At 65.5% G+C, this 14,906-nt stretch carries 11 protein-coding genes; 1 reads left to right on the top strand and 10 read right to left on the bottom strand.

The window, feature by feature from the left end; genetic code table 11:
- Nucleotides 1–69 precede the first annotated feature (69 nt).
- The 10 genes from guaD to A6V37_RS23265 all read right to left on the bottom strand — a co-directional run bounded on the left by guaD (nucleotide 70) and on the right by A6V37_RS23265 (nucleotide 12,902).
- Nucleotides 70–1,425 carry a guanine deaminase gene (gene guaD, locus A6V37_RS23220; RefSeq protein WP_064268906.1) on the bottom strand — a complete coding sequence of 452 codons (1,356 nt, stop codon included), beginning with the start codon at nucleotides 1,423–1,425 and terminating at the stop codon, nucleotides 70–72.
- Nucleotides 1,426–1,529: 104 nt separating this feature from the next.
- Entirely contained in the window at nucleotides 1,530–2,582 is a 1,053-nt protein-coding gene (locus tag A6V37_RS23225; protein ID WP_064268565.1) for an adenosine deaminase, read from the bottom strand.
- Nucleotides 2,583–2,666: 84 nt separating this feature from the next.
- On the bottom strand, nucleotides 2,667–3,683 hold the full coding sequence (gene xdhC, locus A6V37_RS23230; protein WP_064268564.1) for a xanthine dehydrogenase accessory protein XdhC: 1,017 nt from the start codon (nucleotides 3,681–3,683) through the stop codon (nucleotides 2,667–2,669).
- A 96-nt stretch (nucleotides 3,684–3,779) separates the two neighbouring features.
- A complete protein-coding gene (xdhB, locus tag A6V37_RS23235) occupies nucleotides 3,780–6,197 on the bottom strand; it encodes a xanthine dehydrogenase molybdopterin binding subunit (protein WP_064268563.1) in 2,418 nt (805 codons plus the stop codon).
- Nucleotides 6,197–7,744 carry a xanthine dehydrogenase small subunit gene (xdhA, locus tag A6V37_RS23240; protein ID WP_075643544.1) on the bottom strand — a complete coding sequence of 516 codons (1,548 nt, stop codon included), beginning with the start codon at nucleotides 7,742–7,744 and terminating at the stop codon, nucleotides 6,197–6,199. Before xdhA ends, xdhB begins: the two co-directional genes overlap by 1 nt.
- Nucleotides 7,745–8,077: 333 nt before the next feature.
- On the bottom strand, nucleotides 8,078–8,587 hold the full coding sequence (locus A6V37_RS23245) for a disulfide bond formation protein B (RefSeq protein WP_064286387.1): 510 nt from the start codon (nucleotides 8,585–8,587) through the stop codon (nucleotides 8,078–8,080).
- Nucleotides 8,588–8,687: 100 nt separating this feature from the next.
- A complete protein-coding gene (locus A6V37_RS23250; RefSeq protein ID WP_064268560.1) occupies nucleotides 8,688–10,067 on the bottom strand; it encodes an amidase in 1,380 nt (459 codons plus the stop codon).
- A gap of 15 nt (nucleotides 10,068–10,082) precedes the next feature.
- Complete coding sequence (locus A6V37_RS23255) at nucleotides 10,083–10,763, bottom strand: GntR family transcriptional regulator (protein WP_064286388.1); 681 nt, start codon at nucleotides 10,761–10,763, stop codon at nucleotides 10,083–10,085.
- Between the two features lie 92 nt (nucleotides 10,764–10,855).
- Nucleotides 10,856–12,205 carry an MFS transporter gene (locus tag A6V37_RS23260; RefSeq protein WP_064268558.1) on the bottom strand — a complete coding sequence of 450 codons (1,350 nt, stop codon included), beginning with the start codon at nucleotides 12,203–12,205 and terminating at the stop codon, nucleotides 10,856–10,858.
- Nucleotides 12,206–12,215: 10 nt separating this feature from the next.
- Nucleotides 12,216–12,902: a DUF2848 domain-containing protein gene (locus A6V37_RS23265; RefSeq protein WP_064268557.1), complete on the bottom strand. Its 687-nt coding sequence runs from the start codon at nucleotides 12,900–12,902 to the stop codon at nucleotides 12,216–12,218.
- Nucleotides 12,903–13,111: 209 nt separating this feature from the next.
- Here A6V37_RS23265 and A6V37_RS23270 point away from each other — a divergent pair, with 209 nt between their 5' ends.
- Complete coding sequence (locus A6V37_RS23270) at nucleotides 13,112–14,869, top strand: cation:proton antiporter (protein WP_064268556.1); 1,758 nt, start codon at nucleotides 13,112–13,114, stop codon at nucleotides 14,867–14,869.
- Nucleotides 14,870–14,906: the final 37 nt, after the last annotated feature.

Below are 14,906 nucleotides of genomic sequence, written 5' to 3' on the forward strand. Positions count from 1 at the left end.
ATGAAAACGGCGCTTCTGGATAGAAGCGCCGTTTTTTCATTCAGCCGCGTGAGTCAGTTCAGACCCAATTCAAGCCGCAATCTTCGCCGTACCCGACGCAAGCTGCCGCACATCATCACGGCGATGCACGCGCTTGCCGGCCGCATACGTTTCGTAGATCGCGCGATCGTCGCCGAGCAGCGCGAACGCGAACAGCAGTTCTTCGAGCGATTCCGTGCGCGCGGTGCGGCGCGCGAGCAGCGGCGTCGCGCGCGGATCGAGCACGACGAAGTCCGCTTCCGACTTCGGTTTGAGCGTGCCGACCTTGTCCGCGAGATCGAGTGCTTCCGCCGCGCCGGCGGTAGCCAGATAGAACATGCGCGTGGCCGTCAGATGATGGCCGGTCAGACGCGCGACCTTGTGCGCTTCGTTCATGGTCTGCAGCATCGAGAACGAGGTGCCGCCGCCGACGTCCGTCGCCAGTGCGATCGGCATACCGGCTTCATCGGCCTTGTCGAAGTCGAACAGGCCGCTGCCGAGGAACAGGTTCGAGGTCGGGCAATGCGAAGCGACCGCGCCGGTTTGCGCCATGCGCTTGCGGTCTTCCTCGTCGAGGTAGATGCAATGGCCGTACACCGCGCGGCGGCGCAGCAGGCCGTAGTGATCGTAGATGTCCAGATAGCTGCGGTGGCCCGGGAACAGATCGGCGACCCACTTACATTCGTCGGTGTTCTCCGCGACGTGGCTCTGGATGAAGATGTCCGGATTCTTGCTCGCCAGCACACCGCACGCTTCCAGTTGAGCTTCGGTCGAAGTCGGCGCGAAACGCGGCGTGAGCGCGTACATCTGGCGGCCGCGATTGTGCCAGCGGCCGATCAGCTCGGCGCTGTCGTCGTAGCCCGATTGCGCGGTGTCGCGCAGGAACTCGGGGCAGTGGCGGTCCATCAGCACCTTGCCGGCCACCATGCGCAGATTGCGCGCTTCGCTCTCGGTGAAGAGCGCGTCGGCCGATTCCTTGTGGACCGTGCAATACACGAGCGCGGTGGTCGTGCCGCACGCCAGCAGTTCTTCGACGAAAAAGCTCGCTGTGTCGCGCGCATAGGCCGGATCGGTGAAGCGGCGCTCGGTCGGGAACGTGTACGTGTCGAGCCACGGCAGCAAGCCGGCCGCCGGCGACGCGATCATGTCCGTTTGCGGATAGTGAATGTGCGTGTCGATGAAACCCGGCACGATCAGCTTGTCGCGCATTTCCTGCACTTGCGTGCCGGGGGCGAGTTGCGAGGCAAGCGCCGCATACGCGCCTGCTGCAACGACATGGCCGTCTTCGACGATCAGCAAGCCGTCCTCATTGAAGACCGCCGCATTGGGCGATTGCGCGGGATCGCCGTTGAACGTCAGCAGTTGCGCGCGGAATGCCGATTGGCCTGCTTTAGCCGATTGAGTCATGAAAAAACCGTCTCCGAATGTGAAAAGCTGCGCAGCGCGGACGGCGGTTCGTTGCTGGCCCTCGTTCGAACCCGTGCCGCCGCCGGCTGCGATACATCGGCCCGTCAGTGCGGACCGCCTGGGTGCCAATACGCGTCGAGCTTCGCGATCAGTTCGCTGCGTTGCTCGGGCGTGACGAACGACGCTTCGAAGCTGTTGCGGATGATCGTGTAGACCTCGGCATCGTTGAGCTTCAACGCGTCGATGGTGGCGAAATAGTTGGTGTTCACGTAGCCGCCGAAGTAAGCCGGATCGTCGGAATTTACCGTCACGGCAACGCCGCGATCGAGCAGGTCCTTCAGCGTGTGTTTGGTCAGATCGTCGAACACGCAAAGCTTCAGGTTCGACAGCGGGCACACGGTCAAGGCGACGCGCGTGTCGGCCAGACGCGTGACGAGCGCCGGGTCTTCGATGCTGCGCACGCCGTGGTCGACGCGGTCCACTTTGAGCAGATCGAGCGCTTCGTAGATATACGACGGCGGGCCTTCCTCGCCCGCATGCGCGACGAGCTTCAGGCCGAGCGCGCGCGCCTTGGCGAAGACGCGCTCGAACTTCGAAGGCGGATGGCCGCGCTCGGACGAGTCGAGCCCCACGCCGATCAGGCGATGCTTGTATTGCTCGAACAGGGGCAGCGCTTCGTCGAACGTGGCGAGCGCGTCCTCTTCGGACAGATGGCGCAGGAAGCACAGAATCAGCTTGCTCGACATGCCGCGCTTCTCCGCGTCGGCGAGCGCGCGTTCGATGCCGGCCACCACGGTCGCGATCGGCACGCCGCGTTCGGTGTGCGTCTGCGGGTCGAAGAAGATCTCGCTGTGCACCACGTTATCGGCGAGGCAGCGCTCGACGTACGCCATCGTCATGTCGTAAAAGTCCTGCTCGTGCAGCAGCACGCTCGCGCCCGCATAGTAGATGTCGAGGAACGATTGCAGATCGGTGAACGCGTACGCGGCGCGCAATGCGTCGATCGAGTCGTAGGCGAGCTTCACGCCGTTGCGTTCGGCGAGCGCGAAGATCAGCTCGGGCTCGAGCGAGCCTTCAATATGGATATGCAGCTCGGCCTTGGGAGCCAGCGCGGTTTTTGCGGCCAGCGTATCAGGGGTAGCGGTTGTTGTAGTCATGGTCGGTCAAAGGTTTGTTGGAGTCGGTTCGCGCCGGATGCTGTCGGTGGTGGGCAAGGCCGCCTTCAGCCGGGGCGCCGTGCCTTAGACCGTCTGCGAGGCGTGATGCATGCCCGCGTGCGCTTCGACAGCCTGCAGCACCTGCGCGGCCGCCGAGATCGCAATGATCTCGGGCGACTTGTCAACGATACCGTCCACGCCGAGCGGGCACTTCATCCGCGCGATTAGCGCCGGATCGAGACCGCGCGCGGCCAGCCGGTGTTCGAACTGCTTGCGCTTGGTGTGCGAGCCGATCATGCCGAAAAACGCGAAGTCGCCACGCCGCAGAATCCGCTCGGCCAACTCGAGATCGCGCGCATGGTTGTGCGTCATCACGATGAAGTACGTGTTCGGCGCAGCCTGGTCGATCGCTTCGTCGGGGGCGTCGTTCGGGTCGATCGTCACGTTCGGCGCATGCAGTGCTTCCGCGGGCGGAAACTGCGCGTCGCGCTCATCCACCCAGCGGATCGCGCACGGCAGCGTGGCCAGCACGCGAACCAGCGCGGCGCCCACGTGACCGGCGCCGAACAGCACGACGGAGAAGTCGCCTGGCGCAATGGTTTCAGTGAGCAGCGCGCTGCTGTCGTCGAAGCCGGCGCCGTCCCACAGCAGGCAGTCGGCGGCATCGACACCCGGCTCGGGGTCGGACAGCATCACCGCATCCGGTGCGGGGCCGAATGATACGCTACGCACCGTCGAATGGCCCGCCGCGAGGCGTTTCGCGAGCGACGCGAGCCAGCCGAGATCGCCGACGTCGAGACGCTCGAACGCGAGAATCACCGCGCCGCCGCAGCATTGACCGAGGCTCGGGCCGAGCGCGAAGCGCTCCAGCCGGCGCATATTCGGCGAGCGCATGCCGTCGCGCAGCACCTGGCGCGCGGTCTCGATGGCTTTCCATTCGAGATGGCCGCCGCCGATGGTGTGCTTCGCGGAATCGCGCGTGACGATCATCTTGGTGCCGGCCTCGCGGGGCGCCGAACCTTCGACGCGCGCGACCGTCACCAGCACGGCGGCGTCGCCGTGCGCGAGCAGTTGTTGCAGGTCAGGTAGCCAGGCTTGCATCCGGCGGTTCTCCATACGTGGCCGCGCGGGGTATCCATGCGGCCGGTTGAGGGCGGCGTGACGCGTTCGTGTCGCGTCCCACCCTGGGGTCATTGTTCAAACTGTCGTGCCCGTTGTGTCGGTCGTCGCCGGTTGCATCGCAAGCTCGGTCGCGGCCGGTGCTTGCAATGCTTCCAAAGCATCGAGAATCGCTTCAGGCGTGGCCGGCGCGCGCAACGGCGGCGCCTGCTGCGCGTCCGGCACCGCGGCGGCGATCGCGTCGCGAATCGCGAGGAAAGCCGAGAACGGCAACAGCAGCGGCGGCTCGCCGACCGCCTTCGAGCGGAACACGGTCGGCTCGGCGTTGGTGTTCTGGTAGAGCCTCACGTGGAACGCGGCGGGCGTGTCGCTCACCGCCGGAATCTTGTACGTGGACGGCGCATGCGTCATGAGACGGCCATCGCGGTTCCACCACAGTTCTTCCGTGGTGAGCCAGCCCATGCCCTGAATGTAGCCGCCTTCCACCTGGCCGATATCGATGGCCGGATTGATCGACTGGCCGGCGTCGTGCAGCACGTCCGCGCGCACCAGTTTCCATTCGCCGGTTAGCGTATCGATCACGACTTCCGATACCGCCGCGCCGTACGCGAAGTAATAAAACGGGTGCCCGGTCAGCGTTTTCGCGTCCCAGTGCACTTTCGGCGTCGTGTAAAAGCCATCCGACCACAACTGCACGCGTGCCAGGTAGGCCGCGCCGACCAGTTGGTCGAACGGCATCGCCCCGCCGTTCACCGATACTTCGCCGTTGGCGAACTGCACGGCGTCCGCCGTGCCGCCAAGCTGCTTTGCCGCCAGTTCGGCGAGCCGGGTGCGTATCGTTTTCGCCGCGGCCTCGGCCGCTTTGCCGTTCAGATCGCTGCCGGTGGAGGCTGCCGTCGCCGAGGTGTTGGCGACCTTCGAGGTATCGGTGGCCGTGACCCGCACGCGGGCGAGCGGCAAGCCGAACTCATTGGCGACGACTTGCGCGACCTTGGTGTTGAGTCCCTGGCCCATCTCGGTGCCGCCGTGATTGACGAGCACCGAACCATCCTTGTACACATGCACCAGCGCGCCGGCCTGATTCAGGAACGGCACGTTGAACGAGATGCCGAACTTCACCGGCGAAAACGCGAGGCCGCGCTTGAGCACCGGGCTGTTCGCGTTGAAGGCCGCAATCGCCTCGCGGCGTGCGCGATACTCGCTGGTGCTCAGCAGCTCGTCGGTGAGCGGCGCGATGATGTTGTCTTCGACGCGCTGTCCGTACGGCGTCGTGTCGCGCTCGCCGATGCCGTAGTAGTTGGCGAGGCGCACGTCGAGCGGATCGCAGCGCAACTGACGCGCGATGCTGTCCACCATCACTTCCATCACGAGCGCGCCTTGCGGGCCGCCGAAGCCGCGGAACGCGGTGTTCGACTGCGTGTTGGTCTTGCAGCACAGCGCGACGATATCGACGTCGGACAGGTAGTACGCGTTGTCGAAGTGGCAGACGGCGCGCGTCGCGACGGCGCCGGACAGGTCTGCGGAATAGCCCGCGCGCAAAGCGATCTCGACGCGCGCGCCGAGAATGCGGCCGCTGTCGTCGAAGCCGGCTTCGTACGCGTAGACCGCGTCGTGGCGCTTGCCGGTGATCATGAAATCGTCGTCGCGGTCGGCGCGCAGTTTGACCGGGCGCCGCAGCAGCTTAGCCGCCAGCGCCGCCACACAGGCGAACAGCGCCGATTGCGATTCCTTGCCGCCGAAGCCACCGCCCATGCGCCGGCATTCGCACACCACGTTATGCGCGGGCCAGCCGAGCATGTGCGCGACTACCTGCTGCATTTCGCTCGGGTGCTGGGTCGAGCTGTAGACGAACATGCCGTCCATTTCTTTCGGCACCGCGTATGCGACCTGGCCTTCCAGATAAAACTGCTCCTGGCCACCCACCTCGAACGTGCCGCTGATTCGGTGCGGCGCGGCGGCGATCTTCGCGTCCGGCTCGCCGCGTCTCAGATGCAGCGGCGGCAGCACGTATTGCTTGCTGGCTTTCGCTTCGGCGGCGGTGAGGACGGGTTCGAGCGGTTCATAGCGAACCACGTCGTCGCTTTTCGCGAGCGCGGCGGCCCGGCGCGCGAGTTCATGGCTTTCGGCGATCACGGCGAACACGGGCTGGCCGAGATACAGCACTTCATTGACGGCGAGAATCGGGTCGTCGTGCAGCACGGGGCCGCAATTGTTCTCGCCGGGAATATCCTCGGCGCTCAGCACGGCGATCACGCCAGGCGCTTTTCTGACTGCGTCGAGATCGATCGACACGATCCGCGCGTGCGCGTGGCGCGACAGGCCCAGTGCCGCGTGCAGCGTGCCTTGCAACTCGGGCACGTCGTCCGTGTAGGCGGCTTCGCCGCTCACGTGCAGCGCGGCCGATTCATGCGGCAGCGAAACGCCGATGGCCGCGACGCCATCCTCGGCGGCGGTGTGCCTCGCGGCGTGTTCGACGAAAGCATCGGTCCGGTTCATTACGGCGACTCCTTCGCAACGGCGGCGTCCGGTGTGCCCAGTTCGAACGCGAAAGCATTCACGTCGCAGAGGGTAAGCGGCGCGTCATCGCGCGTTTCGAGGTGGAAGCGCCACAGCAGATTGCGCGCCACCTTCAGTCGATAGGCGCTCGAAGCGCGCATGTCGGTGAGCGGCTGGTAATCGGCGGCGAGGGCGGTCATGGCTTGCCGCGCGGTGTCCTCGCTCCATGCTGCGCCGTTCAGCGCAGCTTCGGTTTGCGCGGCCCGTTTCGGAGTGGCCGCCATGCCGCCGAAAGCGACGCGGGCGTCCAGGATCGTGCCGTCGTCGGCCTCGCGCAGTGCGAACGCGGCGCACACGGCCGAGATGTCCTGATCGTAGCGCTTCGACACCTTGTAAGTGCGAAAACGCAGGTTGCCCGTGGGCCGCGGCACGCGCAGCGCCGCGACGAATTCGCCGGGAGCGAGAGCGGTTTTCTGGTAGCCGAGATAGAACGCGTCGAGCGGCAAGGTGCGCGATTTCGGACCTTGGCGCAGCACGACCTCGGCGCCGAGCGCGAGCAGCGCCGGCATCGAATCGCCGATCGGCGAGCCGTTCGCGACGTTGCCGCCCAACGTGCCGGCGTTGCGGATCGGCAGCGATGCGAAACGCGTCCACAGTTCCGCCAGCTCGGGGTAATCGACGGCGAGCGCCGCATAGGCGTCTTCGAGCGTGACGGCCGCGCCAATCGTCAGCGTCTGCGCATCGCGCTCGATCGTCTTCAGTTCGGCGACGTTGCCGATATACAGAATGTCGCCGAGATCGCGGAATTGCTTGGTGACCCACAGGCCGACGTCAGTGCTGCCGGCGAGCAGCCGCGCTTGCGGATGCTCGGCGCGCAGCCGGGCGAACGCGTCGAGCGTGACGGGTGCGTGGAACGTGGGCGAGCCGAAGGCGGCGCCGCGTGTGTCGGGCGCGCGGTATTCGAAGGTGTCGCGGCGTTGCAGCGCGCGCAGTTGCTCGGCGACGGCCTCGCGGTCCAGCGTCACGCGCGGATACAGCGGGTAGTCGAACATCTTCTGCGTGGCGTCGACGATCGGCCGGTAGCCGGTGCAGCGGCACAGGTTGCCTGAGAGCGCGGCGTTGATTTCATCGCGGGTGGGCAGGCCGGCGGCGGCCGGCTGGTTTTCATACAACGCCCACATCGACATGACGAATCCGGGCGTGCAGAAACCGCACTGCGAACCGTGGCAATCGACCATGGCCTGTTGCACGGGGTGCAGGGCGCCGTTGGCGGCGCGCAGATCTTCGACGGTGAAGAGGGCCCGGCCGTCCAACGTGGGCAGGAACTGGATGCAGGCGTTGACCGCTTTCAGCGCGAGAGCGCCTTGCGCGTCAAGTTCGCCCACGACGACCGTGCAGGCGCCGCAATCGCCTTCCGCGCAGCCTTCCTTGGTGCCGGTGCAATGCAGATCTTCGCGCAGGTACTGGAGCACGGTGCGCGACGCAGGGACGCCCGCGACCTCACGGACGGACCCCTGGTGGTAAAAGCGGATGGTTTGCGTTGTCATGGCGAATCCGAAAGACAGTGCGGACCGGGCGCGCGTTACGCATGGGGTCGCGCCAAAGCCGGCCTCGCGCACGTAGATCGCCATCCATATCCGAAGATAGCATTACCTTGTCACGAAAATATTTCCCATATCGCATGACGCTAATGCGAATGCCGTTATGAGATAAGTACGATTCGCGCTAAGGCAGGAAGTTGCGGGGAGTTGCCCCAAGTTGAATTTAAGCGCAGCGGGCGGCGCAAATCCAGGTGGGAGGGGGAGGAGCGGTGAAATTCAGGGGGCGCCGGCTCGCAAGCCGGCGCGGATTCAGCAGGACAAAAGCCCGTTCAGGCCTGTTCAGGCGATGCGGCGGCGATTGCGCACAAGGCTCAGCGCGAGCGGGATGAACGCTACGACGAAACCGACCAGCGACCACATCGGCAGCGTCAGGCCCAGAATCGGCGGGTAGGCGGTTTCGCACAGGCCGGCGACCTTGAACACGCCCGGCAGCCAGTGGGCGGGCGGCAGGCTGTCGACTAACGGCTGCAGCGCGCCGAAGCCGCAGCTGAAGCCCGGATTCGCCTGAACATAGACGTGGCGCGCCGCGGTCACGATGCCGGCCAGTGCCGACAGGGCGGCCAGCACTTCCAGCAGCCGCACGCCACGCCAGCTATTGAAGCGCGCGCCGAGGAACGCAAAAATCGCGATCAGCAGGAAGAAATATCGCTGGATGATGCACAACGGGCACGGATCTTCGTGCAGGCCGTATTGCAGATACAGCGCGCCGGCCACCAGGGCGATGCAGATCAGGCCTAGCAGAACCAGCAGGGAGCGCTCGCGGCGCAGCATTGCAGTGTCGTTATTCATGGATCGTGTGGCTGTCTGGAAACAAAAAGGGCGGGGTGCCCGCGATTCTAGCGCGAACCCCCGCCCAGGCGCTTGGCGTGCCTTTACGGCATATTTCCGCTCAGCGGATCGAATTGAGCACCGCTTCGGCGCCGCGGCCGATGGCGAGCAAGGCGTCGTCGGCGTGCGGCGCGCCCGCCAGCATCAAGCCGACCGGCGCGTCGCCGCGCAGATGGCAGGGCAGCGACAGCGCGCAGGCGTCGAGGAAGTTGAACACGCTCGGGTTGCGCAGGATCAGCGCGTTGGTGCGGCCAAAGGCGTCGTCGTCGTGGATCAGGTCGGCCACGCGCGGCGGCACGACCGGCACGGTGGGCGCGACGACCGCGTCGAAACGTTGCCACAGCGTGCGGGCCGCTTCTTCAAGCATGGCCTCGCGCTCGGCGACCAGGTCCAGATAGTCGGCGGCGCTGGCCGGCTGGCCTTTGAGAATCCGCACCAGCACGCGCGGATCGTATTGGTCGCGGTGTTTTTCCAGCAGAGGACGGTGCCACGCGTACGCCTCGATGGGCGAAAAGCCGAAGCGGTTGATCTCGAGCAAACGGTCGAGCGGCGCGAAACGCACCTCACTGACAATCGCGCCGGCCGCTTCCAGATGCTTCAGCGCCGTGTCGATCGCCGCGGCGACCGCCGGCTCGACGCCGTCGGTGACGAAATTCGTCAGCACGCCAAGGCGCACGCCTTCGAGCTTGCGGGCGCCCGGAATGCGCGGCTCGAGGCCGGCCAGCATCCGATCGACCAGCGCACAGCACGCCACGGAGACGCCGATCGGCCCGAACGAGTCGAGCGTCGGCGAGAGCGGCACGCCGCCGTGTTTGGGGATGCGCGCGGCGGTCGGCTTGAAGCCGGTCAGGCCGCACAGCGCGGCCGGAATGCGGATCGAGCCGCCGGTGTCGGTGCCGAGCGCGACCGCCGCCATGCCGTCGGCGACCGAGGCCGCCGCGCCCGACGACGAGCCGCCCGAAATCCGTTCATCGCCCTTTACGCCGCGCTGGTACGGAGACAAAGGATGGCCGAAGTGCGGGTTCAGGCCAAGTCCGGAAAACGCGAACTCGCTCATATTGGTGCGGCCGACGATCACGGCGCCCGCGCGCTTCAAACGCGCGACCGCGACAGCGTCCGCCTGGGCGGCAGGCGCGTCGGCGAGCACGACGGAGCCGGCGCGGGTCACCTGGCCTTCGATATCGAACAGGTCCTTGACCGACACCGGAATGCCGGCGAGCGGCGAGAGCACCGTGCCGGCGGCGCGCAGGCGGTCGTGCGCGTCGGCGGCGGCGCGGGCACTGTCGGCGTCGACGTGCATGAAGACGGCCGCGCCCTGGCCGGACGGATCGGCAATACGGTCGAGCGCCGTTTCGACGAGCGCGCGGCTGGTGGTGCGTCCGGCGGCAAGATCGGCGGCAAGCTGGGTGAGCGGCGGGAAGGGCGTGAAGTCAGTGGCCATGATGTCGGTAAGAAATCAGATGCGATTGAAGAGCGTGGCGCGGAATGCCTCGATATGCTTTTGCACCGACTGACGGGCGCCTTCGGCATCGCGCTCGCGCAGCAGGCGAAACAGTTCGAGATGTTCCTCGTGCACGTCTCGCAGATGTTGCGGCTCGGAAAGCGAAATGAACCAGAAGCGCAGCGAACGCTCGTGCAGCCCGCGCAGGATATCGGCCAGCACCGGGTTGCGCGAAGCGGCCGAAATCGCCAGATGAAACTCGCGGTCGATATCCATCATGCCTTCGATATCGTGCGCGGCGACGCAGACCGCCGAGCGCTCCAGCAGCGCCTGCATGGCGTCGAAGTCGTGCTGTTGCGCGTGGCGCGCGGCCAGTTCGACGCAGTAGCACTCGTTGACGAGCCGCACGTCGATGCTCGCCAGCACGTCGTCGAGCGAAACCGGGCGCACCATGATGCCCTTGCGCGGCATGATGGTCAGCATGCCTTCGTGCACCAGCCGGTGCAGCGCCTGATGCACCGGCGTCCTGCCGATGCCGGTCCGCGCCATCAGTTCGGCTTCGTTGAGCACTTCGCTCGGCCGCAAACGCAGCGTGATGATCTCGCGCTTGACGAAGGCGTAGGCCTGTTCGGCGAGACTCGCGGCGGCGGTCGCGCGGCTGGGTGTGGCAGGGCGTGCAGTCTGCAAAAGCGTCATGTGAAGAAGGAGCGGGCGATGTCGTCCGCATTGTAGAGCAAGGTTTTGCGCGCTATGCGTTGCATGGCTGCCTCGGGCGGGAGGCACCCCCGTCAGGCGCGGCTCGGCGAAACCGCCGCCGCATGCTGCACCTTGACGCGCGGCATCATCAGCGTGACGAGGCCGCCGACAATCAGCGCACCCGCGATCAGCACCAGACCAAGCGTCACGCTATGCGTCGCGTCCTTGACGATGCCGAGCACATACGGGCTCACATAGCCGGCAAGGTTCGCAATCGAGTTGATCACCGCAATGCCGGCGACGGCCGCCGTGCCTTGCAGGAAGGTTGTCGACATCGACCAGAAGATGCCGAAGCCCGCCAGGATGCCGACGTACGCAATCGACAGGCCGGTCACGGCAAGCGGAATCGAGTTGGTCACGGAGGCGCTGCCGAGCAGGCCCGCCGCGCCGACGAAGCAGCACACGGCGTAGTGCCAGCGCCGCTCGCCGGTGATGTCCGACGAGCGTCCGATCAGGATCATGCCGATGCCTGCCGCCAGATACGGAATCGCGGTGACGAAGCCGTTGGTGACGAGATTCGTCACGCCGAGATCCTTGACGATCTGCGGCAGCCAGAAGGAGAAGCCCGCGTTGCCGGTGACGAGGCAGAAGTAGATCAGTGTGAGCAGCCAGAAGCGGCCCGAGCGAAGCGCAACCGCGAGGCTATGCTCGGCGCCGGCCGCGGCCGCCGCGCTGTTTTCCCGCGCGATGCGGCCGATAATCACGCGCTTTTCGTCGGCGGTGAGCCAGGCGGCTTCGGCGGGCGTGTTGCGCAGGACGGCGAGCGCCCAGAACCCGGCGAGGATCGACGGGATGCCTTCGATCAGGAACATCCACTGCCAGCCGCGCAAACCGTGCGCCTCATGCAGCGCCGACATCAGAAAGCCCGATAACGGCGCGCCGATGATGCCCGCTACCGGAATCGCCGCCATGAACACGGCGACCATGCGCGCGCGCCGGTCGGACGGAAACCAGAACGTCAGATACAGCACCACGCCCGGCACCAGACCGGCTTCGGCGACGCCGAGGAAAAAGCGCAGCACGTAGAACATCGTTTCCGAGCGCACGAACATCATCAGACACGACAGCAGGCCCCACAGCATCGTGATGCGGGCAATCGTGGCGCGCGCGCCGAACTTTTTCAGCAGCAGATTGCTCGGCACTTCGAACACGAAATAGCCGAAGAAAAAGATCCCCGCGCCGAGTCCGTACGCCGCATTCGACAGACCGAGGTCGCCGGTGAACTGCAGCTTCGCGTAGCCGATGTTGACGCGGTCCAGATACGACAGCACATAGACGAGAAACAGGAACGGCATGATGCGCCAGGTGATCTTGCGCAGTGCGGCGGCTTCGAGTAATGCGTCGGCGGACGCGCTGGCGGCGGATTGCGAAGTCGAGCTCATGAACGAAGCCTCATTCGACGATGGGAAGCGCGCGCACGCTATAGGCGTGGCGCAGCGTGCGGTTCAGGATGGGGTCGTGCAATTCGAGTTCGAGCGCATCGCCGTCAGCCATGCCGACGATGCCGCCCTGCACGGCCAGCGTGCCGCAGAACATCGCCGCGCCTTGCGCGAGCGGCGCGCGCCCGAGCAGATCGGCGGCGGGCAGCAGCGACGCGACACTGCCTTGCTGATAGACGCGCCGCTCGCCGTTCACCACGGCATAGGCGCGCAATTCCAGCTGGTCCCAATGAGCGGACACGTCTTCGAAACGCCACGCTTCGCGCGCGAGCGGCTTCGGGCAGACCTGTTTCGAGACGGTCACGCCATAGGCCTCGACCTCGCGATCCGTGTGGTCCGAGCCGACAGTGACGAGCAAGCCATTGTCCGTTTGCACCAGCACGCATTCGGCTTCGCCGCTCGACTTCACGCCGACCACGTCGATCTGGCCGGCTTGCGTCAGCAATTCCGCGCCGAGGCGGTAGAAGCACGGCGTGGTGGACGGCCGCTTCACCCCGAGTTCGGCCAGCTCGGCAATGTGATGCTCGATGGCGGCCTGATCGCGGCCGGCCCAGCCGGCTATGGTCAGACGATTCACTTCCGCAAGCTCGGCGCTCCGGCTGCCGGAACGGTCTACAACGTTGAAGGACACCTGCTGCATCACTCGACTCTCCACAAAATATGCTGCAAATATTATTGTGATATTTCACAGATGTCCAGCGTGTCAAAAACTTTCCTGTTCGCGGCGCGGCCGTGGGGTTCGAGCGGGCAGCAAGCCAGAGCCTGTCGGCCGCTCGCGCGATCCGGCGCGTCGGATTCGTTTGCTACACTGCGCTTCTTGATACATTACTTTTTGTAAGGAACGCCTTCATGCACCATGGCATTGGCTTTATTCAGGACCTGGCGGTCGTGATGGCGCTGGCCGGCGTCGTCACCGTGCTGTTCCATCGCCTGAAGCAGCCGGTGGTGCTCGGCTATATCGCCGCCGGCGTGATCATTGGACCGTACACGCCGCCGTTCCAGCTGATTCACGACGAGCAGACCATTCAGACCTTGGGCGAGCTCGGCGTGGTGTTTCTGATGTTTTCGCTCGGACTCGAATTCAGTTTGCGCAAGCTGTTTCAGGTCGGAGTAACGGCGATCGTCGCCGCGCTGTCCGAGATCGTGCTGATGCTGTGGCTCGGTTACGAGATCGGCAGCGCGTTCGGCTGGAACTCGATGGATTCACTGTTCCTCGGCGCGATTCTCGCAATCTCGTCGACCACCATCATTGTCAAGGCGCTCTCCGAGCTGGGCTTGAAGCGCGAGAGCTTCGCGCAGCTGGTGTTCGGGATTCTCATTGTCGAGGACATTCTGGCCATCGCGATGCTCGTGCTGCTGTCCGGTATCGCCCAGACCGGGGAGTTGAGCGCGGGTGTCGCCGTGGTCACGCTGGGCAAGCTGCTGCTGTTCATGACCGTGTCGCTGGTGGTCGGCATTCTGCTGGTGCCGCGCGCCCTGAACTACGTGGCGCGCGCCCGCAGCGACGAGATGCTGCTGGTCTCCGTGCTGGGCTTCTGTTTCGGCTTCTGTCTGCTGGTCGTGAAGCTCGACTACAGCATCGCGCTCGGCGCGTTTCTGATCGGTGCGATCATGGCCGAATCGCGCCATCTGCACCGCATCGAGCATTTGATTGCGCCGCTGCGCGACGCGTTTTCCGCGATCTTCTTCGTGACCATTGGCCTGATGCTGAATCCGGCCGTGCTGGTCGACTACGCGTGGCCGATCGCAGTGATCACGGTGGCGGTGATAGTCGGCAAGATCGTGTCGTGCGGGCTCGGCACCTTTCTGGCCGGCAAGGACGGACGCACGGCGATGCGCGTCGGCATGACGGTCTCGCAGATCGGCGAGTTTTCGTTCATCATCGCCTCGCTCGGGTTGACGCTGAAGGTGACGAGCGCGTTTCTGTATCCGATTGCGGTGGCGGTGTCCGCGTTGACCACGCTTTTCACGCCATATCTGATCCGCGCGGCGGACCCGCTGACCCGGCGCCTCGGCCGTGCCATGCCGCCCACGCTGGCGAACGTGTTCGGATTGTATGGGCAGTGGCTGCGCAGCCTCAGCACGGCGAGCGGCGAACCGACGGTGTTCGGCATGACCCGCCGTATTGTTCTGCAGATTGCTGTCAACCTGGCGCTGGTCGCCGCGATCTTCGTGGCCGTGTCGTACAGCGCGCCCTATTCGACGAGGCTGCTCGCGCACTGGCTGAGCTCCGAGCCGATGCAGCGCGTGGTGTTGTGGAGCCTTGCGCTGGTCCTGTCGATGCCGTTCCTGGTGGCCGTGTATCGCAAGACCAAATCACTCGCCTTGCTGCTCGCCGAGGTCAGCGTGCAGCCGGCCACGGCCGGGCGCTTTACGAGTGCGATCCGTTACGCGATCTCTGACCTGGTGCCGGTGGTCTCGATGGTGGGCGTGTTTCTGCTGGTCGCGGCGCTGTCGAGCAGCATCTTGCCGCCGACCGGGCTGCTCACCGCTGTGCTGATCTGCGCCGCGCTGCTGCTGGCGCTCGTCTGGCGATGGTGCGTGAAGATCCACGCGGCAATGCAGATCGCTCTGCGGGAAACGTTCGACGAGCAGCCGGATCCATAAGTCAGACGCGCGCTTGCCGAAGGCGCTTGCTTTGGGG

The organism is Paraburkholderia ginsengiterrae, from assembly GCF_001645125.1.
GTDB lineage: Bacteria > Pseudomonadota > Gammaproteobacteria > Burkholderiales > Burkholderiaceae > Paraburkholderia > Paraburkholderia ginsengiterrae.